The sequence below is a fragment of the Herbiconiux dendrobii genome (assembly GCF_052048175.1).
In the GTDB taxonomy this organism is placed as follows: domain Bacteria; phylum Actinomycetota; class Actinomycetes; order Actinomycetales; family Microbacteriaceae; genus Herbiconiux.
This window is the reverse complement of record NZ_JBLZQV010000002.1, coordinates 412,623-435,670: the sequence shown is the minus strand read 5'-3', so window position 1 is coordinate 435,670 and position 23,048 is coordinate 412,623. Positions and strand designations below refer to the sequence as shown.

Sequence of the window (23,048 nt, the reverse complement as noted above, 5' to 3'; positions counted from 1 at the left end):
ACGAGCACCGACAGCATTCGCGCGGATCGGAGGGAATAGAATCGCCCGACCATGCTCGCATTCGCCGCGCGCCGGATCGGGCCGCTCCTGACCGCGCTCCTCCTCATCGCTGCCGTGATCGTGATCGCCACCGGCGTGCTGCCCTGGCCCGACACCGTCGCGCTGGCCCGACGGGTCGTTCCGGTGCTCGGCTTCGTGGTGGCCATCACCGTGGTGGCCGAACTGGCCAGCGAGGCGGGGGTCTTCACGGCGCTCGCCGAGCGGATGGCGGGCTGGGGCCGCGGCCGGATCGCGGTGCTCTGGCTGCTCGTGCTGGCGCTCGCCGTGGTGAGCACGGCGTTCCTCTCGCTGGACACCACGGCGGTGCTGGTGACCCCGGTGGTGGTGGTGCTCGCTCTGCACGTCGGCATCTCGCCCATCCCGTTCGCGCTCGCGGCCGTCTGGCTCGCCAACACCGCCTCCCTCTTCCTCCCGGTGTCGAACCTCACGAACCTGCTCGCCGCGGGCTCGTTCGACGGTGGGGTCGGCGGGTTCCTGGCGGTGGTGTGGGCGCCGGCGGTCGTGGGCGTGGTGGTGAGCGCCGGCATCCTGTCCCTGGTGTTCCGCCGCTCGCTGCGCGGACGGTTCGAGCTGCCCGAGCGCACCCCGGTGGACGACCGGCCGCTGCTGGTGTTCAGCGCGATCGTGGTGGTGCTGCTGCTGCCGATGCTGGTATCGGGCCTCGAGGTGGCCTTCGTGGCCGGGGGCGCGGCGGTGCTGCTGCTCGCCGCGTTCGTCGTCCGCCGCCCGCGGGCCATCGGCCCGGCGCTCGTGCCCTGGCAGGCCCTCGGCATCGCGATCGGCCTGTTCGTGCTGGTCGAGGCGGCGCACGTGCACGGCCTCGAAGACCTCCTGGCGACGGTCTCCGGATCGGGCGACGACCCGCTCAGCCTGCTGCACCTGGCCGCCGTCGGCGCTCTCGGCGCCAACACCATCAACAACCTCCCCGCATACCTCGTGCTCGAGCCGCTCGCCGGCGACCAGGTGCGGCTCGCCGCCCTGCTGATCGGCGTGAACCTCGGCCCGCTGGTCACTCCGTGGGCCTCCCTGGCGACCCTGCTCTGGCATCAGCGGCTGACCGCACTCGGCGTGCGCATCTCCTGGCCACGGTTCATGCTGCTGGGTGTCGTGGCGGTGGCCGTGATCGTGCCGCTGGCCACCGTGGCCCTGGCGCTCACCAACCCCGCCTGACGCGAGACGGGCGGGGCGGCCTCAGGCGGTGACGAACTCGCGCTTCACGACCTGCGCGAGGCTGCCCGCGTCGAACTGCACGGCCACGAAGTCGGCGGTCTCCACCAGTGCGAGCGCCTGCGGTGCGGCGAGGAACATCGCCTTCGTGCCGGCCCGATCCGCTTCCGGGACCGCCAGGCGGAGCTCGGCGAGCGAGGTGAACAGCGGCAGCACGAGCTCACCGGTGGTCGAGAGAAGGGTGCGCACCTGCGGGTCGGCCGCATCCGTCGTCCCGGTGATGTCGACGACGAGGCCGCCGGTGCGCATCGCCTTCAGCAGGGCGTCGAGGGTGCTTCGATTCGGCAGGCGCCCGAACGTCTCCAGCGCCTTGCGCAGGGGGCGGTTCGAATACGACTTGGGGAATGCCGGAGTGCTGCGTGCCACGCGTTCAGCCTAGAGGGCGGCATCCGCGGGCCGCTGACGCCGTCAGAACAGGCGGCTGTCGGCGTCGTCGAGACCGCGCATGGCGTCGTAGTCGAGCACGACACAGCGGATGCCCCGATCCTGAGCGAGGGTGCGCGCCTGCGGCTTGATCTCCTGGGCGGCGAACACGCCCTGCACCGGCGCGAGGTGCGGATCGCGGTTCATCAGCTCGAGGTAGCGGGTGAGCTGCTCCACACCGTCGATGTCGCCGCGGCGCTTGATCTCGACCGCCACCGCGGCCCCGCCGGAGTCGCGGGCCAGGATGTCGACCGGCCCGATCGCCGTCATGTACTCGCGACGCACGAGCGTGTGCCCGTCGCCCAGGAGCGTGATCTGCTCGGCCAGCAGCTTCTGCAGGTGCGCCTCCACGCCGTCTTTCACCAGGCCCGGGTCGAGCCCGAGCTCGTGCGCGGAATCGTGCTCGATGTCGTACAGCGAGACCACGAGCACGTCGTCGGTCTTCTTCTGCGTGACCTTCCAGAGCTCGGTGATGCCCGCCTCGGCCTGGTCGGCGTCCGGTTCGAGCACGGTGATCGAGCAGGGCGGGCTCATCCAGTTCAGCGGCTTGTACGAGCCGCCGTCGGAGTGCACCAGGATGCTGCCGTCGCTCTTCAGCATCAGCAGCCGCTTCGCGAGCGGCAGGTGGGCGCTCAGACGCCCGGCGTAATCGACGGAGCAGGTGGCAATGACAAGACGCACCTGTAGAGCGTAACGGTCGGGCGGGGCCGGGGGAGGCTCAGGAGACGCCGGCGCCCGCGTCCGCCCTCACGCGGGCGCGCGGGCCGGTGAGTTCGCGGGCGGCGGGAGAGGCGAGGCCGGCCAGGGCCACCAGCACGAGCACCAGCAGCAGGGCGTTCCGGATGCCGAAGTCGTGACCGAGCAGCCCGATCACCGGCGGGCCCACCAGGAAGGCCACGTAGCCGATGATCGCGACGGCGCTCACCCGGGCCGCGGAGCTCTTGGGGTCGGGCGCATCCGCCGCGGCCGACATGCCCACCGGGAAGCCGAGCGAGCAGCCGAGCGCCCAGAACACCACGCCCACGACGCCGATCCAGAGGGTGGGCGCGATGATGAACGCGAGGATGCCGAGGAAGCCGAGGATCGCGCCGGTGCGGAGCACGGGCACGCGGCCGAAGCGGTCCAGCAGGGGGCCGCCGGCGATCCGGCCGGCCGTCATCGCCACGGTGAAGACGCCGAACACGACGGCGCCGAGCGTGTTGTCGGTGGAGAAGCCGTCGACCACCGCCAGGGCCAGCCAGTCGTTCGCCGAGCCCTCGGCGAACGCCATCCCGAGCATGATGACGCCGATGGCGAGCAGGCGGACATCGGTCCAGACGGAGAGGCTCGCGCGGAGGCGCCGGCCCCAGGTGCCGGTGGCGGCCAGAGCCCGGGCGTCGGCGTCGGCGTCGCTCGCGGGCTCGGTCGGGGCCGCGGCTTCGGCGCCCCTCGGGACGAAGCGGATGGCGGCGAGCGCGCTCGCCACGATCAGCACCGCGATCACCGACAGGTGCACTCCCACACTCACCGACAGGGCGGAGGCGAGTGCTCCGATGCCCGCGCCGGTGACCGTGCCGAAGCTGAAGAAGGCGTGCATGAGCGGCAGCACGGTCTTGCCGATGCTGCGCTCGACGGCGGCGCCCTCGACGTTCATCATCACGTCGACGGCCCCGTTGCCGAAGCCGAACAGGGCCAGTCCCGCGCCCACCACGACCGCCGAGCCGGTAAGGGTGGCGCCGAGGCCGATCACCGCGGTGGCGACGGCGATCAGCATCAGGCACAGCAGCATGCCCGCACGCGCACCCCAGCGGCCCATGACGTGCGGCGCCGCGATCAGGCCGAGGATGGCGCCGATCGACATCATCAGGATCAGCACGCCGACCTGGGCCGTGTCGATCTGCAGGAGGTCGCGCACAGCGGGCAGCCGGGCGATCCAGCTGGCGATCGAGAAGCCCGAGAGCGCGAAGATCGCGAAGATCGCGTTGCGCCAGGCGGTCAGCTGCCGGCGGGTGAGGGTGTCGGTCATGGGTTCCTATTCCGGTCGAATCGATTCGATCGAAACGATTCGACTACGCTACCGAACATGTCCCGTCCGGAGCAACCGCGTGCCACGCTCTCGCACGTCGCCGAGCGCGCCGGGGTCTCGCGTTCGACGGCCTCGCTCGCGTTCAGCGGCGCGGGCCCGGTCTCCGGCGCCACGCGCGAGCGGGTGATGCGCGCCGCGGCCGAGCTCGGCTACTCCGGTCCGGATCCGCGGGCCCGATCGCTGCGCCAGGGCCGCTCGGGGGTGGTCGGCATCGTCTTCGACGAGCGCCTGCTGCACGCCTTCCGCGATCCGGTGAACATCGCCACGCTCGACGGCATCGCCTCGGGCCTCGGCGTCGACAGCAACGGCCTGCTGCTGATGACCGAGACGGGGGCGACGGGAGGCGGCATCCGTTCGGCGTCGGTCGACGCGGTGGTGTTGATGGGCTGCAGTCCGCTGTTCGACGAGATCGTGGCCGTGATCGGGCAGCGCGGCATCCCGCTGGTGTCGATCGAGGGTGGCCGGGCGGCCGGCGTCGTCGACATCGCCCTCGACAACACGGATGCCTCGGAGACCCTCGCCCGCCACCTGCACGCGCTCGGGCACCGGCGGGTCTCGATGGTGACCCTCGGGGTGGATGCGACGCGGAGCGAGGGACCGGTCCCGACGGCGCAGCTCGGCTCCATCACCACGACCGTGACCGCCGACCGGTTGGCCGGCGCCCTCCGGGTGTTCCCCGATCTGGTGGCGTACGCCTCCTCGTACAACCTGGTGGAGGACGGGATGCGGGCCGCGCGAGCCCTGCTCGACGTACCGGCCGCCGATCGCCCGACCGCCATCATGGCGCAGAGCGACCTGCTCGCCGCCGGGGTGCTGCAGAGCGCCGCCGCGCTCGGGCTGCGCGTGCCGCAGGATCTCAGCGTGACCGGCTTCGACGGCGTTCCGCTGGACGGCCTGGGCGTGCACGATCTCACCACGATGCGGCAGCCCGCCGCCGAGAAGGGCCGCGCGGTCGGCCGTGCCGTCGCCGCCCTGCTGGCGGGCGAGGAGGCGGCCTCGGAACGGTTCGAGTGCCGCCTTCACGTGGGCGACACGACGGGGCCGGTGCCCGCCGGGGCCTAGTGGCGGGCGCGCGGGAGAGGACGCCGGCGGGCGCACGGGAGAATGGGGTCATGCGTCTCACCGTGCTCGGCACCGCAACGCCCTTTCCCCGCCCCGACAACCCGTGCTCCGGCTACCTGCTCGAGAGCGGCACCGTGGGGGACGAGACCGGCGAGACGGATGCGGCGGGCGCGACCGTCTGGATCGATGCGGGCGCGGGCACCCTCGCCGAACTGCAGCGTCACACCTCCCTCGACGCGCTCGACGCGATCTGGATCTCGCACCGCCACGCCGACCACGCCGCCGACCTGCTGGTGGCCTACTACGCCCTGCGGTTCGCCGAGGGCCGGCCCGAGCATCCGGTTCCCCTTCCGCTGATCGCGCCCGAGGGGATGCTCGAGCGGCTGAGCGCGTTCCTCGGCCCGTCGTCGGTCGACGAACTGCCCCGGGTGTTCGACTTCCGGCCGATGAGCGGCTGGGGCGAGGCCGTGTTCGGCTCGCTGACGCTCAGCTGGGGACCGGTGCAGCACGGCGTGCCGGCGTTCGGCCTCACCGTCGACGAGGGCGGCCGCCGCTTCGCCTACTCGGGCGACTGCGCGCCGTGCCTGTCGCTCGAGGAGATCGGCGAGAACGCCGACCTGCTGCTGGTGGAGGCCGGCTACGACCGCGTGCCCCCGGGGGAGGCCGCCGTGCACCACACCCCGGAAGACGCGGGCCGCTCGGCTGCCACGGCCGGTGCCGCCCGCCTGGTGCTCACGCACCTCGCGGAGTCGCTGGCTCCGGATGCCGCCCACGCCCGAGCGGCCACCGCCTACGCCGGCCCCGTCGAGGTCGCGCATCCCGGAGCCGTCTTCCGCGTCTGACGCCCGTCCCGCTGGGCGCGCGTCGGCTCGTCCCGCCCCCTCCCCAGTCCCGTCACCCCTCCCCGCCCCCTCCCCGCGACTTGCCACAACTTGTGTCATGTGGGCCGAAGAAGCGGCGCCTTCTGTCATGTCGCGGAGCATCCTGGAGCGCTCTTCCGCGCGACCTGCCACAAGTTGTGGCAAGTCGGCCCGGAAGGCGGCGACTTGGCAGAAGTCGCCGTGGCCCGCCGGTGCGCGGCAGGAGGCCGGCGCGGCGGGGCGGGGGTGCTCGGCGGGTGTGGGTGGCGCCGGGGTGGAGGGGCGTCAGGGGGCGGCGGGGGCTCCGGTGACGATCCAGCGGGAGCCCCTGGCCCGGAGGCCGAGGGTGAGGGCGCGGGCACCGATGTAGCCGAGGCCGAACGCGAGCCAGAGCCAGACGAGACCGGCGGCACCGGCCGGCTGCAGCACGGCCACGGCGGCGAGCAACGGGGCGTACACCGAGAGGTTCACGAGTCCGGTCACCGCGAGATAGCGCGCGTCTCCGGCGCCGATCAGCACGCCGTCGAGCACGAACACGAAACCGGCCAGCGGCACACCGAGAGCCATCACGAGCATCGTCGCGGTGAGATCCTGCCGCACCTCGGGCGAGGAACTGAACACGAACCCGGCGAACGGCGCGGTCACCGCCACCAGCACGCCGAGCAGCACCCCCGACAGCAGGCCCCAGCGCACCAGTCGCCTCGTGACGGCGTGCACGCGCGGCACATCCGAGGCGCCGAGCCCGTGCCCGACCATCGCCTGTCCGGCGATCGCCAGGGCATCCAGCACGAACGCCAGCGTCATGAACACCGTCATGGCGATCTGGAACGCCGCCAGCTGCGTCACCCCCAGCGAGGACGCCACCACGACCGTGGCGAGGATGGCCGCCCGCAGACTGGCCGTGCGCACGAGCAGCCATCCGCCGGCCAGGGCCGCGCCCGTCACGCCGTCCAGTCCCGGCCGGAGCGACACACCGTACCGCCTGGCGGCGCGGATCGCGATGACCACGTACACCGCGGCCATCGCCCACTGGGCCACCACCGTGCCGACGGCGGATCCGGCGATGCCCCAGCCCAGTCCGTAGATCAGCACCGCGTTCAGGCCGGCGTTCGCCGCGAATCCGGCCACCGCCACCACGAGCGGCGTGCGGGTGTCCTGCAGGCCGCGCAGCAGTCCGGTCGCCGCGATCACGATCAGCATGCCGGGCAGCCCGACCAGCGAGATCGACAGGTACGTCTCGGCGTTCTGCTGCACGGCTTCGGTGCTTCCGAACAGACGGATGACGGCACCCACGAGCGGCCAGCCGACGACGGCCAGCAGCACCCCGACGCCCAGCGCCAGCCACATGCCGTCGATGCCCGCCTTCACCGCGCCGGGGGTGTCGCCCGCACCCAGGCGCCGGGCCACGGCCGGCGTGGTGGCGTAGGCGAGGAAGATCAGCAGACCGACGACCGTCTGCAGGACGGTGCCGGCGATGCCGAGGCCGGCCAGGGCATCCGCCCCCAGATGGCCCACCAGCGCGGTGTCGGTGAGCAGGAAGAGGGGCTCGGCGACGAGCGCTCCGAGGGCCGGGACCGCGAGGCGCAGGATGTCGCGATCGATGGCCAGCACGCCAACAGCCTAGGACTCGAGCAGCCCAGGACTCTGGTGCCCTCGGCCTCCCGGCTGGTAGCGTGCGGATCGTCAGCACCGAGCGCGCGGCCCGCGCGCCCGGGCAGCTGCCCCTCTTGCGCGAAAGGCCGCGATGCCCGAATTCAGCTATGGACCGGTCGAACTCATCCTGGTCGGATTCGAGGGGGAGCGGCCGGGCCCCGAGATCGTCGACGCGCTGCGCGACGTGATCGACGCCGGCACCGTGCGCCTGCTCGATCTGCTGTTCGTGACGCGCTCGCCGGAGGGTGAGCTCACCGTGCTGGAGCTCGAAGACGCGGGCGACGCGATCGGCCTCGGCGAGGTCGTGCTCGACGCGACCGGTCTGGCCTCCCTCGAGGACGTGGAGGAGCTCGCCGCCGAGATCCCGGCCGGCTCCTCGGCCGCTCTGCTCGTGATCGAGCTGACCTGGGCGAAGACCCTCGCCTCCAAGCTCGCCGCCGGACGCGGCATCGTGCTGAGCACCGAGCGCATCCCGGCCCCCGTCGTGAACGAGGTTCTGGCCGCGCTCGCGGAGTAGTTCCGCGCTGCACCGTGCCGCGCCATCCGACGACCTTTCCGACCGCCCCGCTCGCTTGGACCGCCCCGCCCGCTCTGACAGCCCCACCCGCTCTGACAGGAGAACCGACATGCCGATGTTCCGACGAATGGGCCGCCCCGGCCTACTCGGCCTCGCCGCCCGCACCGCCGTGGTGGCCGGCACCGCCACCGCCGTCTCCGGCGGCCTGCGCAACCGCCAGATGCAGCGCGCCGAAGGCCAGCAGGAGCAGCAGGCCTACGAGGCCCAGCAGCAGCAGGCGCAGATCGACGCCGCAGCGGCCGCCGCGGTGGCCGCTCAACAAGCGCAGGCGGCCGCTCCGGCACCGGCGGCTCCTGCACCGGCCGGCGGTGTCGACATCATCGCCGAGCTGCAGAAGCTCGCCGCGCTGAAAGACGCGGGCGTGCTCACCGACGCCGAGTTCACGGCCGCGAAGGCCAAGCTCCTGGCCTGACCCGAGGAGGGGCCGGTGACTCTCGACGCGCTGTCGGACGGGGTGCGTAGAGTTACGGGGTGACTGCATCCGGAATCGACACCAGCGAAATCGACCCCAGCATCCGCGCGCAAGACGACCTGTTCCGGCACGTCAACGGCCGGTGGATCGCGCGCACCGAGATCCCCGAAGACAAGGCGCGCTACGGCTCGTTCTACGAGCTCGCCGAAGAGGCCGAGAAGAACGTGCGCACCATCATCGACGAGGCCCAGGATGCCGCCGAGGGAACAGAAGCCCGCAAGTTCGGCGACCTCTTCTCCTCCTTCGTCGACGAGGAGCGCATCGACGCCCTGGGCGCGGCGCCGGTCGCCCCTCAGCTGGCGCTGATCGACACCATCGACGATCTGCCCTCGCTCGCCCGCACCCTCGGCCGCCTCGAGCGCGAAGGTGTCTCGGGCCTGCTCCGCCTGTTCGTCGACAACGACCCGGGCAACCCCGAGCGATACCTCGTGTTCGTCGAGCAGGGCGGCATCTCGCTGCCCGACGAGAGCTACTTCCGCGACGAGAAGTTCGCCTCGGTGCGCGAGGCCTACCTCGGCCACATCCAGCGGATGTTCGAGCTCGCGGGGCTGGATGACGCGCCGCGCCGGGCGCAGCGCGTGTTCGACCTCGAGACGGCCATCGCGGCCACCCACTGGGACAACGTGCGCACGCGCGACGCCCAGGCCACCTACAACCTGCTCGGCTGGGATGCGGTGGTCGATCTCGCGGGCCCCTCGGGCACCGTCGACGGCGGATCGTTCCTGGCTCTCTGGCGCGAGGCCCTGGGTGCCCCGGCCGGAGTGTTCGACGAGCTCGTCGTGCGCGAGCCGAGCTTCGTCACGGGCGTCTCCGAGGTGCTGGCCGGTCAGCCGCTGGAGAGCTGGAAGGACTGGCTGGCCTGGAAGGTCGTGCACGGCTGGGCGCCCTACCTCTCGAGCGACTTCGTGGAGGAGAACTTCGACTTCTACGCCCGCACGCTCACCGGCACCCCGAGCATCCGGGCCCGTTGGAAGCGCGGCGTCTCGCTGGTGGAGGGCGCCATGGGTGAGGCCGTGGGCCGCATCTACGTCGAGAAGCACTTCCCGTCCACGGCCAAGGCGGCCATGGACATCCTGGTCGCCAATCTGATCGAGGCCTACCGCCAGTCGATCACCACGCTCGAGTGGATGAGCCCGGCCACGCGCGAGCGGGCCCTGGAGAAGCTCGGCAAGTTCACGCCCAAGATCGGCTTCCCGGTGAAGTGGCGCGACTACTCCGCGCTCGAGATCAGCCCCACCGACCTCATCGCGAACGTTCGCGCCACGAGTGAGTTCGAGTTCCAGCGCGAGCTCGGCAAGATCGGCAAGCCGCTCGACCGCGACGAATGGTTCATGACGCCACAGACGATCAACGCCTACTACAACCCCGGTTTCAACGAGATCGTGTTCCCGGCGGCCATCCTGCAGTTCCCGTTCTTCGACGAGTCGCGGGATGCGGCGGCCAACTACGGGGCGATCGGCGCGGTGATCGGGCACGAGATCGGCCACGGCTTCGACGACCAGGGCTCGCGCTTCGACGGCGACGGCAAGCTCACCGACTGGTGGACCGAGGCCGACCGGGAGGCCTTCGAGAAGCTCACCTCCTCGCTGATCGCGCAGTACGACGCGCTGGCGCCCGCGCAGGTTCCTGATCATCACGTCAACGGCGCCCTCACCATCGGCGAGAACATCGGCGACCTCGGCGGCCTCGGCATCGCCTGGAAGGCCTACCTGCTCTCGCTCGACGGGGCCGAGCCGCCGGTGATCGACGGGCTCACGGGTGCGCAGCGCTTCTTCCTCTCCTGGGCGCAGGCCTGGCAGCAGAAGTCGCGCGACGAGGAGGTCATCCGGCTGCTGTCGATCGACCCGCACTCGCCGAACGAGTTCCGCTGCAACCAGATCGTGCGCAACATCGACGAGTTCTACGCGGCCTTCGACGTGGCCTCCACCGACGGTCTCTGGTTGGACCCAGCTGAGCGTGTGACCATCTGGTAGTACTGCTGATCCCGGGCGCGCGGTCCGATCGCGCCCCGGGCGGCCGAGGGAGGCTCCTGAGCATGCCGGATTCGATCCGTCGCCGCGCGCGAGACGAACGGGACGCCGCCGCCCCGCGCGGTCGCCGCTCGGTCGGCGACGGCTCGGAGGGCGTGATCTTCCGCAAGGGCTTCGCCTCGCTCACCGAACTGGCGCTCTCCGGCGTTCAGGTGACGGCATCGGCGGTCGACCTCGAATCGGGCCGGGTGCTGTTCTCCGTCGACGACCACCTCTCGGTGCCCACGGCGTCGATCGGCAAGGTGCTGCTGCTGATCGAGGTCGCGGCGCGGATCTCCGCCCGCGACGGGCGCTCACGCGTGGCCGGCCGGGAGGGCACCTCGCCCCGCACGGCGCGGGCCGCTCCCGGGGCGGAGGCGCTCAGCATCCTGAACCGCACGGCGCAGGACTCGGTGGCCGACTCCGGTCTCTGGCAGCACCTGCAGGTTCCGGCTCTGCCGCTGGCCGACCTCGCCGCGCTGATCGGGGCCACCAGCGACAACCTCGCCACCAACGTGCTGCTGCGGCGCATCGGTCTGGACGCCGTGCGGGCCCGGGCGGAATCGCTAGGCCTCCGGCGCACCCTGCTGCTGGACATCGTGCGCGAGGTGCGGGGCCCGGACGACGCGCCCCAGCTCTCCGTCGGCTCCGCGCGCGAGCTGGCGGGCCTGTTCCGCCGGCTGCAGCGCGGCGAGATCGTCGACGCGACGACGAGCGAACTCGTGGTCGGCTGGCTGGGCCTCGGCACCGATCTCTCGATGGTCGCGGGAGCCTTCGGGCTCGATCCGCTGGCCCATCTGGGCGAAGACCACGGCATCACCCTGTTCAACAAGACCGGAACGGATGCCGGCATCCGCTCGGAGGCGGGCGTGGTGCAGGGCCCGCGCGCCGGTGTCTCCTACGCGGTCACGATGCGCTTCAACGACTCCACGCTGCCCGGCCGTCTCGCGGTGCTCGAGGGCATGCGCACCCTCGGCACCGATCTGCTCGAGTACATCTTCTGAGCATCGGCCCGCGGCTGTCGTGAGTCCGGCCGTCGGCGGGCTCGCGACCGTCAGCGAGTGAGGGCCGAGAGCAGGCGCAGTGCCTCGCCGACGGCGGGCACGTGGTCGGCACCCGGGCGGGTGACGGCGACGATCACGCGGTGGTCGCCGCCGGCGGTGGACCGCGCGAGCACGCCCGGCGGCAGCGGCGAGGTGGTGAGCGCGAGGGCCGGTAGCAGGGCGACGCCGAGACCGGCCGCCACCATGCTGATCACGGCCACCACGTTGTCGGTCTCGAAGGCGATGGCGGGCGCGAAGCCGCTGCGGGCGCAGGAGTCGAGCAGGTGACTGCGGCAGCGCGGGCAGCCGGCGATCCAGTTCTCGTTGCGCAGCACGGCCAGGTCGACGGCGGTGGAGTCGAGCCCGTGGTCGTCGCCCGCGCCGCCGCGGGTTCCGGATGCCGCGACTCCGCCCCGCAGCGCCGGATGCCCTTCCGGCGCCAGCAGCACGAGATCGTCACGCTGCAGCTCGGTCACCACGAGCCCTTCGGTACCGGCCGCGAAGGCGTCGTTCGGATCGGCCGGGTAGTGGAACGCGATCGCCACGTCGCTGAGGCCGTCCCGCACGGCCACGACCGCCTCGGGCGGCTCGGCCTCGAGGTAGGTGAACCGCACGCCCTCGTGTTCGACCCCCATCGCCCGGATCAGCCGCGGCACGATGGTCGACGACGCCGAAGGGAACGCGGCCAGCCGCACGCGCCCGGTGCGCAGGCCCGACAGGTCGGCCAGCTCACCGGCGGCCGCATCCAGCGCCCCGAGCACCACCTCCGCGTGACGGGCGAGCACCTCGCCCGCATCCGTCAGCCGGATGCCGCGACCGGCGCGCGTGACCAGCGGCATGCCGATGCGCGATTCGACGCGTTTGAGCTGCTGGCTGAGCGCCGGCTGGCTGAAGCCGAGCACGGCCGCGGCCCGCGTGATGGAGCCGTAGTCGGCGATCGCCGCCACCACGCGAAGGGTCTGCGAATCGAGGTCGAAGGTGCCGGCGAGCGGGGTGAGGGTCACAGCCATAGGGTACGACAGATCCATAACCGGATGTGATGCCGAACATCCCAAATCGGCTCTTGTCGAATGAATGGCGGGTCGCGAGGCTGGAGCCATGACACGAGAAGCCACGGCGACCCCGCTCTCGCTCGCCGCGCTGCGCGAGCACTTCGCGGTGCGGCCCGGGTACCTCTCGGCCTGCATGATCGGGGTGCCGCCGCGCGAGGCGGTCGACGCGCTCACGGCCGACCTGGCCGCCTTCGCGGAGGGCCACCGCGATCCCGGCTCGTACGGCGTCGCGGTCGAGCGGGCGCGCGAGGCCTTCGCCCGGCTGAGCGGCGTGCCGGCCGACCAGGTGGCGGTCGGCTCGCAGGCCTCGGTGACGGCGGGGATGATCGCGTCGTCGCTGCCGGCCGGCTCCGAGGTGCTCGTCGTGGAGGGCGACTTCAGCTCGATGGTGTTCCCCTTCCTGGTGCAGGAGCAGCGGGGGAACCTCTCGGTGCGCTGCGTTCCGCTCGACGCCCTGGCGGCGAGCATCCGCCCGGAGACCGCGCTCGTGTCGTTCTCGCTGGTGCAGTCGGCCACGGGCGCGGTGGCCGACGTCGACGCCGTGCTCGAGGCGGCGGCCGCGCACGGAGCCGCCACCTTCTGCGACACCACGCAGGCGGTGGGCTGGATGCCGGTCGACGCCTCCCGCTTCGACGCCACCGTGTGCCACTCCTACAAGTGGCTCTGCGCGCCCCGCGGATGCTGCTTCACAACTTTGCGCCCGGCCTTCGCCGCGCAGCTCGTGCCGAACTCGGCCGGCTGGTACAGCGGGGACGACGTATGGGGCTCGTGCTACGGACCGGGGATGCGACTGGCCGGATCCGCCCGCCGCTTCGACGTCTCGCCCGCCTGGCAGGCCTGGATCGGCGCGGCCGAGTCGCTCGAGTTGTTCGCCTCGGCCGATGCGGAGGAGATCCGCCGCCACTGCGTGGGACTCGCGGATGCGCTCTGCTGCCGGCTCGGGGTGCCCGAGGCGCACAGCGCGATCGTGACCTGGCCGGATGAGGACGGCCGCGCGATCGCCGCGCTCACCGAGGCCGGCATCGCCGCCTCGTCGCGGTCGGGCCGGGTGCGGGTGGCGTTCCACGTCTGGAACGACGAGACCGACGTGGAGCGCGTCTGCGCGGCACTCGGTCTGTCGGTGTGAGGGAGATCAGTCGATCAGGTCGAGGGCGGCCAGGCGGCGGAGGGTCTCGGCGCCGGCCGGGGGACAGCGGTCGAGGTCGGCCGTGGTGACCCAGTGCACCGCGTCGACCTCGCTCGAGGCGACCGGAGCATCCGTCGTCTCGCCCCGGAACACCTGCATGTGCACCAGCCGCCCCTCGGGCTCGCCGTGCGCCTGCACGCTCACCGTGAACAGCTCGTCGAGGCTCGCCGGGTCGACCGCCACGCCGATCTCCTCCCGCGCCTCACGCAGCACGGCCTCGGCGGCGGTCTCGCCCGGATCGATCTTGCCGCCCGGCATGTAGTGCACCTCGCGCGCCCGCGCGGTCACCATCAGCACCCGCCGCTCGCGCACGAGCGCCAGCGCGGCCACGGCGATCGGCGGCAGGGCAGCCCTCGACGCCGTCACCGAGTCGCCTCGAACGGCCGGGATCCCCGCGGAACGACGGCCGTATGAGGCAACGCCACGGAGGGGGAGGGCCGTCGCACGAGGATCAGGCGCGGTCGGTGCCGGTGCGGTAGTCGTCGAGCGTGACGGCTCCGGATGCTGCCGCGGCGGCATCCGCCTGGGCGGCGATCTCCGAGCGGAGGGCGGCCGCGGAGCCGAGACCGAAGAGCGTCTCGACGGCGGCGAACACCTCGTCGGCCCGGCCTTCGCGCGCCAGTTCGCGGGCACGCACCGAGGGGGAGTGCAGGATGACGCCCACCAGGTGCCGCAGTGACCGTTCGGTCTGCTCGGCGGCGGCCGCCGCGAGCACGGTCGCGGACGGGTCGGCGGTCGCCGCGGTGGCGATGGCCGAGGTGCGCGAGCGCCCGATCTCGGCGTCGAGCAGGTCGAACAGGTGCGAGCGCAGAGCGACGACCGCGGGGGTGACGGCCGACTCGGCCTTGCCGGCGCGGTACTCCGCCGCCGCCTGGTCGACCAGCGCGCGGGCATCCGACTCGGCGTTCAGCTCGTCGAGCGGCGCGTGCAGGCTGATGGTCTCGAGGTCGAGCAGCTCGGATCCGGCCACACCGGCGACGGCGGGGTCGACGTTGCGCGGCAGACCGAGGTCGATGATGAGCCGGCGGCTGAAGGCGCCGGGAAGTGAGGCCGCGGCGCGCAGGTGGTCGGCATCCAGCACGACGGTGGCCGCCGTGCTGCAGGTGATCACCACGTCGGCCGTGGCGACGGCCTCGAGGAAGCCGTCGGCGGGCACCGGCACGAGCTCCTGCTTGGCGGCGAACACGGCCGCGCGGCCCGACGGCGAATACACCCGGATGTCGGTGACCCCGCGGTCGCGCAGGTTCGCGAGTGTGACGCGGGCGTACTGCCCCGTGCCGACCAGCAGCACGCGGGTGGCGGCCCAGTCGGTGACCCGGCTCTCGCCGAGGTCGAGGGCGAGGCGGGCGAGCGAACGCCCGGCACCGCCGAGGCCGGTCTTCGTCTTGACACCGCGCGAGGTCTGCGAGGCGCGCTGGAACAGCCGCTCCAGGTCGGAGGAGGTGGTGCCCTCGATCCGCGCGGTGCTGAGTGCCCGCTTCACCTGACCGGCGATCTCGTCTTCGCCGACGACCACCGACTCCAGGCCCGACGACACCGCGAACAGGTGGTCGGCCACGCCGTCGCCGCAGAGCAGGGTGAGGCTGTCGCGCAGCTCGTCGACGTCGGTTCCGGATGCCGCACTGAACGATTCCGCGGCCTGCTCGACGGCCAGCGAGAGGCCGGCGGTGAGGGGCTCGTCGATGTCGAGGTAGGCCTCGAAGCGGTTGCAGGTGGCCAGAACGACCGCGCCCTGCACGAAATCGCTCTCGGTCACGAGGCTCTTGGCCACGTCTGCGGTGCCCACCGACAGCTTCTCGAGGAGGTCGAAGCCCGCGTTCCGGTGATTCGCGGTCAGGCAGATGAGCACTGAACGATTGTACGCCCGTTATTCCTGAGATGAGCCGAGGGCCCGAGGTCCGCCGGGAGCTGCCCCGGCGGACCCCGGGTTCGCGGTCAGTCCCAGAGCACCGTGAGGTTGTCGCTGGCCATGTCCACCGAGGGGGAGCCGAGCGACGGGGCGAAGATCAGGTCGCAGGTTCCGGATGCTCCGCCCTGGCTGCACTGCGCGGTGACGTCGACCGAGCCGATGTAGTCGCCCTGGGCGAGGGTGGGGTTGTCGTAGCTGAGCGTCGGTTCGAGCGAGCTCAGCGTGGTCTGGCCGTCGGCCGAGAGGGTGCGCTTGATCGTGCCGTCGACCAGGCTCGTGCCGTCGTCGAGCGTGGCGGGCAGCTCGAGTCCGCAGCCGGCGGCCAGGGTGGTGGAGGCCAGGCACTCGTTGGCCGCCGCGGTCACCAGGCTGCGGAACTGCTGCAGCGCCTCATCCGACAGCACCGGCTCGATGTCGCCGGTGTCGCCGGATTCGAACGGCGCCGTCACGACGACGGTCGTGGTTCCCGCGAGCGTGAAGTTGGGGAGGTCGGTCGCGAGCGCGTAGGCGCCGGGGAAGACCTCGACCTCGTCGCCCTCCACCGAGACGCCGTTGACGGTCAGTCCGATGCCGTCGAACTTCGCCGTGCTGATGTAGCCGGTGCCGCCGCTGACCTGCCACTCGCCGTCGCCGTCGTAGTCGAGCACCGAGTACTCGGCCTGAACCGGGTCACCGCCGAGGAGGTAACCGACCGTGACGTCGGCCGATCCCTCGTCGCCCACCTGCTGCACGACCTCGATGTCGGTGATCGGCGCGAGCTCGTTGGAGGCCGCGAGCACCTCGTCGGTGAGCAGCGTGTCGTCGTCGGGCGCGGTGCCGAGCAGTCCGAGCGCGGTCTCGGCGTCGCCCTCGCTCAGCGCGGTGAGGTAGCTCACCACCGTGTCGGAGGGCTTGCGGGCATTCGCGGCGTTGGTGGCCGCGATGCTGTTGGCGACCAGGGCGATCACCACGATGATGACGATGATCAGCGCCACCCCGCCACCGATGATGGCGATCAGGGCGCCGGCGCCGAGCCCGCGCTTCTTGGGCGGGGCGCCGTCCGCACCGGGGGCTCCGGATGCGGGGCCGTACCCCGGGTGCGGCTGCGGGGCCTGAGCGGCCCCGGGACCGTAGCCCGGATGGGGCTGGCCGGGAGCGTACGGCTGGCCGGGCTGCGGAGTCCCGTAGCCGGGCTGGGGCTGGGGCTGGGGCTGGGACTGCGCCAGCTGCTCCGGCGTGTAACCCGGGTGGCGCTGGTTCTGGGCGGGCGCCGCCGGGTACGCGGGCGGGGCGGCCGGAGGTGCGGGGGGTGGCGGCGGCGGCGTGGCGCCCGGCTGCCCGCCCGATCCGTTCGTCTTCGCGGGATCGTTCTGGTCGTGGTCTGCAGTGGTCTCGTCGTCGCTCATGGCGCCCCCTTGTATCGACCCCTGTCTACCACCCGCGCGCCGCCGGGCCCATGGGCAGAAGTCCCCATCGCCCGCCGTAGGATGTGGCGGTGACTCTGCCCGCGACGCATCCGCTCTCCGACGGCCGCACGGCCGACTCCCCGCTCATCACCACCTACCGCGGCAGGCGGGGCCCGATCACCCCCGTGTGGTTCATGCGCCAGGCCGGCCGCTCGCTGCCCGAGTACCGCGAACTGCGGGTCGGAACCCGGATGCTCGACGCCTGTCTCGACCCGGCGATGGCCAGCGAGATCACCCTGCAGCCGGTGCGCCGGCACGGGGTCGACGCCGGCATCTTCTTCAGCGACATCGTCATCCCGCTGCGCCTGGCGGGCGTCGACGTGGAGATCGAGCCCGGCCGCGGCCCCGTGCTCGCGAAGCCGGTGCGCACCCTCGCCGACGTGCAGGCGCTGCCGGATCCGGCCGGCGCCGACTTCTCGGCCATCCAGGCCGGTGTCGCCCTGACCGTCGCCGCGCTCGGCCGCACTCCGTTGATCGGCTTCGCCGGCGCGCCCTTCACCCTCGCGGCCTACCTCGTGGAGGGCGGGCCGTCGAAAGACCACATCCGCGCCCGCACGCTCATGCACGCCGACCCCGAGGCCTGGGAGGGGTTGCTCGACTGGGCCGCCGCGGTGACCGGCGCCTTCCTGCGCGCCCAGCTGCTGGCCGGTGCGAGCGCCGCGCAGCTGTTCGACTCGTGGGTGGGCTCGCTCTCCCGCGCCGACTACGTGCAGCGCGTGGCGCCGTTCTCGGCGAAGGCGCTCGCGCCGATCCGGGACCTCGACGTGCCGGTGGTGCACTTCGGCGTGGGCAGCGGCGAGGTGCTGAAAGAGATGCACGCCGTGGGCGCCGACGTGGTGGGCGTGGACTGGCGGCTGCCGCTGGACGAGGCCTCGGCGCGGCTGGGCGGCGGCGTGACCGTGCAGGGCAACATCGACCCCGCGCTGCTCGCGGCGCCGTGGGAGGTGCTCGAGGCGCACGTGCTCGACGTGCTGCGCCGCGGCCGGAGCGCCCCCGCGCACGTTCTGAACCTGGGGCACGGGGTGCCGCCGGAGACCGACCCGGCGGTGCTGACCCGCATCGTCGAGCTCGTGCACGCGCAGGGCCGGGAGGCCTGAGATGACGGATGCGGGATCGGCCGCCGTGCCCGGTTCGCGCGACGGCGGCTCCGGCGACGACATCCCCGGCTCGGTCGACGTCGTCGTGATCGGCGGCGGCGTGGCCGGCCTGGTGGCCGCCCGCCAGCTCGCGCACCTCGGCCAGTCGGTGCTGCTCGTGGAGGAGCGGCCCGTGCTCGGAGGGTTCGTGGCCCGGCACGAGGTGGCCGGCATCGCCCTCGACGCCGGAGCCGAGAGCTTCGCCGTCCGCAAGGGAACCGTCGCCGGCCTCGCCACCGATCTCGGTCTGGCCGACGACATCGTGACCCCGGATGCCGCCGGCGCCTGGGTCACCTGGAACGGCGGCGCCGCCCCCCTCCCCGCTGCGGGCGTGCTCGGCATCCCGGGCTCGCCGCTCGCCGACGACGTGCGCCGCATCCTCGGCTGGGGCGGATCGCTGCGCGCCTACCTCGACCGCCTGATGCCGCTCGTGCGGGTGCGCGCCGAGACCGACCTCGGCGACATCGTGCGCCGCCGGATGGGGCAGAAGGTGCTCGACCGGCTCGTGACCCCGGTGGTCGCCGGTGTGCACTCCGCCGATCCCGGCGTGGTCGACGTGCACGCGGTCGCGCCCGGTCTCACACAGGCCATGACCACGCAGGGCTCGCTCTCCGGCGCCGTGATGGCGCTGCGCGAGCAGGCGCCCGCGGGTTCGCTCGTGCAGGGCATCTCGGGGGGCGTCTACCGTCTCGTCGAGGCGCTCGAGGCCGACTGCCGCTTCTACGGCGTGCAGATCAGCACACGCACGCGGGCGGCCACGGTGTCGCGGGTCGGCCAGACGGCGACGGCCCCGGATGCGACGACCGCGGCGGTTCCGGATGCCGGCGCCTCGGGCGCGGTCGCCGCGAGCTGGCGGGTCGAGCTGGAGAGCGTGCCGGCGACGGGCGTCGAGGGCGGTGGCGAGCCGGATGCCGCCGACGCACCGGCCGCATCGCGGACGGGCGTCGCGGCCCGGGCCGTGCTCGTGGCCACCGGGTTCCGCGGCGGACTGCGCCTGCTGGGCGAGATCGCCCCCGAGGTGCTGCCGCCGGCGGGGGAGTGGCCCGAGCCGGCCTCGATCACGCTCGCCACGATCGTGGTGGACGAGCCGCGCCTGGACGCGCATCCGCGGGGCACCGGCGTGCTCGTGGGCGAGGACACCCCGGGCGTCGCCGCCAAGGCGCTCACGCACTCGAGTGCGAAGTGGCGCTGGCTGGCCGACGCGCTGCCGGCGCACCGGCACGTGCTGCGCCTGTCGTACGGCCGGGGGCACGCCGCCGGCCCGGAGGTGACGCTCGCCGGAGCCCTGGACGACGCGAGCACCCTGCTCGGCGTGCCGCTCGCGGAGGCCTCGGTGGCCGGGTTCGCGGTGACGGAGTGGACCGACTCGCTCGCCTTCGCGACCGTCGGCCACAAGGCGCGGGTGCGCCGCCTGCTCGCGGGCGTGGACGAGGTGCCGGGTCTGGACGTCACCGGGGCGTGGGTGGCCGGCACCGGCCTCGCCGCCACCGTGGAGCAGGCGCGAGCAGTCGCATCCGGAGTCGCCGCCGAACTGCGCGGAGACCACCGCGCACCTCGCGCCTGACCCGGGACCGGCAGGACGCGGGGCCTGCGCCGTCTCGCACGGTGACGCCCGCCCGTCGCCCGCCCGGAACCTGGCAATCGACGCCATGCGGCCTCGGGGCGGGGGGACTACGCTGGTGAAGACCCTGTGTTCGTGATCGATCGGAGTAGTAATGCGCGGAAAGATCGTCTTCGTCGTCGGGCTGGCAACGGGATATGTGCTGGGAACTCGGGCGGGGCGTGAGCGCTACGAGCAGATCAAGGCCGGAGCGGACAAGGTCTGGAACACGCCCGCCGTGCAGTCGGGTGTGGACAAGGTGCAGGAGTTCGCCGGTGCGCGGGTCGACGCCGTGAAGGCCGACCTCTCGGTGAAGGTACGGCGTGCCCTCGGCGCCCTGATCGGCCGTGAGCCGAGCACCTCTGCGTCCTCCTCGCGCGCGGCCGCGTCGGTCGGATCGACCCGGGCCACGCCCGCGAAGAGCGCCGCCGGTTCCTCGGCCAAGCCGGCCGGTGGCGCGAAGAGCGGTGCGGCCGGTTCCGCCGCCACCTCGACCGCCTCGACGAAGCCGGCCGGCAAGTCGGCTGCCGACACCGCCGACGACGAGTAGGAGAAGGCACCGTGACCGAAGAACGCGACAAACGAGCGCGCCGCTCGCTCGTCTCCTTGTTCGCCGAGCTGCCCACGCTGGTCATCCAGCTGCTCAAGGACGAGATCGAGAACCTCAAGCGCGAGCTGACCGCACGCCTCGCGAAGCTCGGCATCGGTATCGGCCTGTTCGTGGCCGCCGCCCTGTTCGCGTTCTTCGCGCTCGCGACGCTCGTGGCCGCAGCGGTGCTCGGCCTAGCCACGGTGCTGCCGGCCTGGGCTTCGGCCCTGATCGTGGCCGGTGCCCTGCTGGTGCTCGCCGGCATCCTGGCCCTCGTGGGCGTCTCGTCGGTGAAGAAGGGCGTGCCGCCCATCCCCGAAGAGGCCATCACGAGCATCAAGAAAGACATCAACACCGTCAAAGGATTGGGTCAGTGATGAGTGAAGTGGCGAAGACGGGCCAGACCCCGGCCGACGAGGCCCCCCAGCGCTCCAAGGCCGAACTGCTCGCCGACATCGAGAAGAACCGCGCCGACCTGCGCGCCACGCTCGACGCGATCGAGTTCAAGCTCAACGTGCCCAAGCAGGCCCGCCACGCGGCCCACCGGCTGAAGAGCAGCGTCAACCGCCTGCGGCACGACAACCCGGTCGTGTTCGGCACGGTGCTGGCCGGAGCCGTCGTGGCCGTCGGGGCCGCCGCCGTGCTCGGTTTCCGTTTCGCCGGCAAGAAGTAGCGTGCCGCCCGCCCGAGCATCCGCACGCCCCGCATCATCGCGTCACCGCACCACGATCACGAACGAAGAGGAACATGACTGACCCGACAGTCCAGTCGACCGTCCACACCGATGCCCAGCCGTCGGCCGCCCGCGATGTGGAGGACTCGGAGGCGGTGCCGGTCATCGGCTACACGCTCTGGGCGGTGTTCCGCCGCAACCCCGACGCCCCGCTCTTCCTCGACGGCGCCGAGGTTCCGGATGCCATCGCGCAGCTCGACGACACGATCGCCTCGGTCGAGGCGGAAGACGTCATGGTGCGCGGCCTGTACGACGTCTCGGGCCTGCGCGCCGACGCCGACGTGATGGTGTGGCTGCACGGCAGTGTGCCGGAGACCCTGCAGTGGGCCCTGCGCCAGCTGCGCCGCACGCGCGTGTTCGTCGACCTCCTCCCCACCTGGAACGCGATGGGCGTGCACCGCGACGCCGAGTTCTCGGCCAACCATCTGCCGGCCTACATGCGCGGCAAGGAACCGGCCGCCTGGCTCACCGTCTACCCCTTCGTGCGCTCCTACGAGTGGTACATCTTGCCCGAGGAGGAGCGACGCGCGATGCTGGCCGACCACGGCCGGAAGGGTGCGCAGTACCGCTCGGTGCTCACCAACACGGTGGCCTCCTTCGCCCTGGGCGACTACGAGTGGATCCTCGCCCTCGAAGACGACGACCTCATGAACCTGGTCGACCTGATGCGTCACCTGCGGGCGACGGATGCGCGGATGCACGTGCGCGAGGAGGTCCCGTTCTTCACGGGACGGCGCATCGACACCGCCGAGATCGTCGAGGTGCTGCAGTGAGCGCCCGGATCGTGCCCAACGCGAGCCCGGCCGCCGCATCCGGACCGGAGCACGTCACCGAGCCGGTGGCCTACGACGCCATCCTGCTCGCCTCCTTCGGCGGCCCGGAGGGGCAAGACGACGTCATCCCCTTCCTCCGCAACGTCACCCGCGGCCGCGGCATCCCCGACGAGCGGCTCGAGGAGGTGGCGCACCACTACCGCGCCTTCGACGGCATCAGCCCGATCAACGCGCAGAACCGCGAGCTCAAGGCCGCCCTCGAGGCGGAGCTCGCCGGCCGTGGCATCGACCTGCCGGTGCTCTGGGGCAACCGCAACTGGGATCCGTACCTCCGCGACGCCCTCACCGAAGCGGATCAGCGTGGTTTCCGTACCCTGATCGCGATCGCCACGAGCGCCTACAGCTCCTACTCGAGCTGCCGGCAGTACCGCGAGGACTTCGCGATCGCCCTGGACGAGACGGGCCTCGGCGGCACGATCACGATCGACAAGGTGCGCCAGTTCTTCGACCACCCCGGCTTCGTGCAGCCCTTCATCGACGGCGTCGGGAAGGCGCTCGCCGACGTCCGCGAGCGCTTCGAGGGCATCGATCCGACGCGCGAGATCGAGGTGCTCTTCACCACGCACTCGATCCCGAGCGCCGACGCCGAGCGCTCGGGCCCGGCCTCCCGCGGGTTCGGGCCGGACGGCGCCTACGCGGCGCAGCACCGGGCCGTGGCCGAGGTCGTCATGCTCGCCGCGGCGGGTGCGAGCGAGGTGCCCTGGCAGCTGGTCTACCAGTCTCGATCGGGCCCGCCGAGCCAGCCGTGGCTCGAGCCCGACATCAACGACGCCATCGCCGAACTCCCCGCCAAGGGCGTGAAGGCCGTGGTGATCGTGCCGCTCGGGTTCGTGAGCGACCACATGGAGGTCATGTGGGACCTCGACAACGAGGCCCTCGAGTCGTGCGCCGAGCACGATCTGTTCGGCGTTCGCGTGCCGACGCCGGGCGTCGACCCCTCCTACGTGGCGGGGCTGGTCGACCTGGTGCTGGAACGCGTGAACGGCACGCCCGTGGCCGAGCGCCCCGCCGTGACCGATCTCGGTCCGTGGTACGACGTGTGCCGCCCCGGGTGCTGTGAAAACGTGCGACTGGGCTTCAAGCCCGCGCTCTCCGGGATCGCGCCGTAGGCTGG

General features: G+C 72.4%; 23 protein-coding genes. 15 read left to right on the top strand and 8 right to left on the bottom strand.

Features of this window, described 5'->3' with window-relative positions; translation table 11 throughout:
• Window positions 1-51: 51 nt before the first annotated feature.
• The gene (locus ACN4JJ_RS06945; protein ID WP_440709186.1) at window positions 52-1,230 is read left to right on the top strand and encodes an SLC13 family permease; all 1,179 of its coding nucleotides are present in this window, start codon (window positions 52-54) and stop codon (window positions 1,228-1,230) included.
• A 21-nt stretch (window positions 1,231-1,251) separates the two neighbouring features.
• On the opposite strand, the gene ACN4JJ_RS06940 is transcribed toward ACN4JJ_RS06945, so the two are convergent.
• The 3 genes from ACN4JJ_RS06940 to ACN4JJ_RS06930 are packed head-to-tail and all read right to left on the bottom strand — an operon-like array spanning window position 1,252 to window position 3,715.
• On the bottom strand, window positions 1,252-1,653 hold the full coding sequence (locus ACN4JJ_RS06940) for an SseB family protein (protein WP_440709185.1): 402 nt from the start codon (window positions 1,651-1,653) through the stop codon (window positions 1,252-1,254).
• A 42-nt stretch (window positions 1,654-1,695) separates the two neighbouring features.
• Window positions 1,696-2,391: an endonuclease NucS gene (gene nucS / locus ACN4JJ_RS06935; RefSeq protein WP_440709184.1), complete on the bottom strand. Its 696-nt coding sequence runs from the start codon at window positions 2,389-2,391 to the stop codon at window positions 1,696-1,698.
• Window positions 2,392-2,428: 37 nt separating this feature from the next.
• Window positions 2,429-3,715, bottom strand: a complete 1,287-nt coding sequence (locus ACN4JJ_RS06930; protein ID WP_440709183.1) for an MFS transporter — start codon at window positions 3,713-3,715, stop codon at window positions 2,429-2,431.
• A gap of 57 nt (window positions 3,716-3,772) precedes the next feature.
• Between ACN4JJ_RS06930 and ACN4JJ_RS06925 the strand changes: the two genes are divergently transcribed.
• Together ACN4JJ_RS06925 and ACN4JJ_RS06920 are read left to right on the top strand one after the other, a co-directional pair.
• Window positions 3,773-4,837, top strand: coding sequence for a LacI family DNA-binding transcriptional regulator (locus tag ACN4JJ_RS06925; protein ID WP_440709182.1), 1,065 nt, complete (start codon window positions 3,773-3,775; stop codon window positions 4,835-4,837).
• A 50-nt stretch (window positions 4,838-4,887) separates the two neighbouring features.
• The gene (locus ACN4JJ_RS06920) at window positions 4,888-5,679 is read left to right on the top strand and encodes an MBL fold metallo-hydrolase (protein WP_440709181.1); all 792 of its coding nucleotides are present in this window, start codon (window positions 4,888-4,890) and stop codon (window positions 5,677-5,679) included.
• 303 nt (window positions 5,680-5,982) lie between these two features.
• On the opposite strand, the gene ACN4JJ_RS06915 is transcribed toward ACN4JJ_RS06920, so the two are convergent.
• On the bottom strand, window positions 5,983-7,308 hold the full coding sequence (locus ACN4JJ_RS06915) for an MATE family efflux transporter (protein WP_440709180.1): 1,326 nt from the start codon (window positions 7,306-7,308) through the stop codon (window positions 5,983-5,985).
• 133 nt (window positions 7,309-7,441) lie between these two features.
• Here ACN4JJ_RS06915 and ACN4JJ_RS06910 point away from each other — a divergent pair, with 133 nt between their 5' ends.
• The 4 genes from ACN4JJ_RS06910 (at window position 7,442) to ACN4JJ_RS06895 (ending at window position 11,412) form a co-directional block, all read left to right on the top strand.
• Entirely contained in the window at window positions 7,442-7,867 is a 426-nt protein-coding gene (locus tag ACN4JJ_RS06910; protein ID WP_440709179.1) for a DUF6325 family protein, read from the top strand.
• Between the two features lie 109 nt (window positions 7,868-7,976).
• The gene (locus tag ACN4JJ_RS06905) at window positions 7,977-8,339 is read left to right on the top strand and encodes an SHOCT domain-containing protein (RefSeq protein ID WP_440709178.1); all 363 of its coding nucleotides are present in this window, start codon (window positions 7,977-7,979) and stop codon (window positions 8,337-8,339) included.
• Between the two features lie 59 nt (window positions 8,340-8,398).
• Window positions 8,399-10,372 carry a M13 family metallopeptidase gene (locus ACN4JJ_RS06900; protein ID WP_440709177.1) on the top strand — a complete coding sequence of 658 codons (1,974 nt, stop codon included), beginning with the start codon at window positions 8,399-8,401 and terminating at the stop codon, window positions 10,370-10,372.
• A 62-nt stretch (window positions 10,373-10,434) separates the two neighbouring features.
• The gene (locus ACN4JJ_RS06895; protein ID WP_440709176.1) at window positions 10,435-11,412 is read left to right on the top strand and encodes a serine hydrolase; all 978 of its coding nucleotides are present in this window, start codon (window positions 10,435-10,437) and stop codon (window positions 11,410-11,412) included.
• 50 nt (window positions 11,413-11,462) lie between these two features.
• Here ACN4JJ_RS06895 and ACN4JJ_RS06890 read toward each other — a convergent pair whose 3' ends face one another.
• The gene (locus tag ACN4JJ_RS06890) at window positions 11,463-12,455 is read right to left on the bottom strand and encodes a LysR family transcriptional regulator (protein WP_440709175.1); all 993 of its coding nucleotides are present in this window, start codon (window positions 12,453-12,455) and stop codon (window positions 11,463-11,465) included.
• 94 nt (window positions 12,456-12,549) lie between these two features.
• Here ACN4JJ_RS06890 and ACN4JJ_RS06885 point away from each other — a divergent pair, with 94 nt between their 5' ends.
• Complete coding sequence (locus ACN4JJ_RS06885) at window positions 12,550-13,629, top strand: aminotransferase class V-fold PLP-dependent enzyme (RefSeq protein ID WP_440709174.1); 1,080 nt, start codon at window positions 12,550-12,552, stop codon at window positions 13,627-13,629.
• Window positions 13,630-13,635: 6 nt separating this feature from the next.
• Here ACN4JJ_RS06885 and ACN4JJ_RS06880 read toward each other — a convergent pair whose 3' ends face one another.
• The 3 genes from ACN4JJ_RS06880 to ACN4JJ_RS06870 all read right to left on the bottom strand — a co-directional run bounded on the left by ACN4JJ_RS06880 (window position 13,636) and on the right by ACN4JJ_RS06870 (window position 16,983).
• Window positions 13,636-14,055, bottom strand: coding sequence for an NUDIX hydrolase (locus ACN4JJ_RS06880; protein ID WP_440709173.1), 420 nt, complete (start codon window positions 14,053-14,055; stop codon window positions 13,636-13,638).
• Window positions 14,056-14,140: 85 nt separating this feature from the next.
• Window positions 14,141-15,538: a glutamyl-tRNA reductase gene (locus ACN4JJ_RS06875; protein ID WP_440709172.1), complete on the bottom strand. Its 1,398-nt coding sequence runs from the start codon at window positions 15,536-15,538 to the stop codon at window positions 14,141-14,143.
• Between the two features lie 86 nt (window positions 15,539-15,624).
• The gene (locus tag ACN4JJ_RS06870) at window positions 15,625-16,983 is read right to left on the bottom strand and encodes a hypothetical protein (protein ID WP_440709171.1); all 1,359 of its coding nucleotides are present in this window, start codon (window positions 16,981-16,983) and stop codon (window positions 15,625-15,627) included.
• 89 nt (window positions 16,984-17,072) lie between these two features.
• Between ACN4JJ_RS06870 and hemE the strand changes: the two genes are divergently transcribed.
• The 7 genes from hemE to ACN4JJ_RS06835 all read left to right on the top strand — a co-directional run bounded on the left by hemE (window position 17,073) and on the right by ACN4JJ_RS06835 (window position 23,043).
• Window positions 17,073-18,140: a uroporphyrinogen decarboxylase gene (gene hemE / locus ACN4JJ_RS06865; RefSeq protein ID WP_440709170.1), complete on the top strand. Its 1,068-nt coding sequence runs from the start codon at window positions 17,073-17,075 to the stop codon at window positions 18,138-18,140.
• 1 nt (window position 18,141) lies between these two features.
• The gene (locus tag ACN4JJ_RS06860) at window positions 18,142-19,743 is read left to right on the top strand and encodes a protoporphyrinogen/coproporphyrinogen oxidase (protein ID WP_440709169.1); all 1,602 of its coding nucleotides are present in this window, start codon (window positions 18,142-18,144) and stop codon (window positions 19,741-19,743) included.
• Window positions 19,744-19,894: 151 nt separating this feature from the next.
• Window positions 19,895-20,329: a YtxH domain-containing protein gene (locus tag ACN4JJ_RS06855; protein ID WP_440709168.1), complete on the top strand. Its 435-nt coding sequence runs from the start codon at window positions 19,895-19,897 to the stop codon at window positions 20,327-20,329.
• Between the two features lie 11 nt (window positions 20,330-20,340).
• Window positions 20,341-20,745: a phage holin family protein gene (locus ACN4JJ_RS06850; RefSeq protein ID WP_440709167.1), complete on the top strand. Its 405-nt coding sequence runs from the start codon at window positions 20,341-20,343 to the stop codon at window positions 20,743-20,745.
• Entirely contained in the window at window positions 20,745-21,041 is a 297-nt protein-coding gene (locus tag ACN4JJ_RS06845; RefSeq protein ID WP_440709166.1) for a DUF3618 domain-containing protein, read from the top strand. The genes ACN4JJ_RS06850 and ACN4JJ_RS06845 overlap by 1 nt, the downstream gene beginning before the upstream one ends.
• A 74-nt stretch (window positions 21,042-21,115) precedes the next feature.
• On the top strand, window positions 21,116-21,874 hold the full coding sequence (gene hemQ / locus ACN4JJ_RS06840) for a hydrogen peroxide-dependent heme synthase (RefSeq protein ID WP_440709165.1): 759 nt from the start codon (window positions 21,116-21,118) through the stop codon (window positions 21,872-21,874).
• Window positions 21,871-23,043 (top strand): ferrochelatase, encoded by a 1,173-nt coding sequence (locus ACN4JJ_RS06835; RefSeq protein ID WP_440709164.1) that lies wholly within the window; start codon window positions 21,871-21,873, stop codon window positions 23,041-23,043. The genes hemQ and ACN4JJ_RS06835 overlap by 4 nt, the downstream gene beginning before the upstream one ends.
• Window positions 23,044-23,048 lie beyond the last annotated feature (5 nt).

Coding starts and splice junctions, on each gene's coding strand:
- ACN4JJ_RS06945 (WP_440709186.1), top strand. CDS start 52: ATGCTCGCATTCGCCGCGCGCCGGATCGGGCCGCTCCTGACCGCGCTC.
- ACN4JJ_RS06910 (WP_440709179.1), top strand. CDS start 7,442: ATGCCCGAATTCAGCTATGGACCGGTCGAACTCATCCTGGTCGGATTC.
- ACN4JJ_RS06885 (WP_440709174.1), top strand. CDS start 12,550: ATGACACGAGAAGCCACGGCGACCCCGCTCTCGCTCGCCGCGCTGCGC.
- ACN4JJ_RS06845 (WP_440709166.1), top strand. CDS start 20,745: ATGAGTGAAGTGGCGAAGACGGGCCAGACCCCGGCCGACGAGGCCCCC.
- ACN4JJ_RS06920 (WP_440709181.1), top strand. CDS start 4,888: ATGCGTCTCACCGTGCTCGGCACCGCAACGCCCTTTCCCCGCCCCGAC.
- ACN4JJ_RS06895 (WP_440709176.1), top strand. CDS start 10,435: ATGCCGGATTCGATCCGTCGCCGCGCGCGAGACGAACGGGACGCCGCC.
- ACN4JJ_RS06860 (WP_440709169.1), top strand. CDS start 18,142: ATGACGGATGCGGGATCGGCCGCCGTGCCCGGTTCGCGCGACGGCGGC.
- ACN4JJ_RS06855 (WP_440709168.1), top strand. CDS start 19,895: ATGCGCGGAAAGATCGTCTTCGTCGTCGGGCTGGCAACGGGATATGTG.
- hemQ (WP_440709165.1), top strand. CDS start 21,116: ATGACTGACCCGACAGTCCAGTCGACCGTCCACACCGATGCCCAGCCG.
- ACN4JJ_RS06930 (WP_440709183.1), bottom strand. CDS start 3,715: ATGACCGACACCCTCACCCGCCGGCAGCTGACCGCCTGGCGCAACGCG.
- ACN4JJ_RS06905 (WP_440709178.1), top strand. CDS start 7,977: ATGCCGATGTTCCGACGAATGGGCCGCCCCGGCCTACTCGGCCTCGCC.
- ACN4JJ_RS06925 (WP_440709182.1), top strand. CDS start 3,773: ATGTCCCGTCCGGAGCAACCGCGTGCCACGCTCTCGCACGTCGCCGAG.
- ACN4JJ_RS06870 (WP_440709171.1), bottom strand. CDS start 16,983: ATGAGCGACGACGAGACCACTGCAGACCACGACCAGAACGATCCCGCG.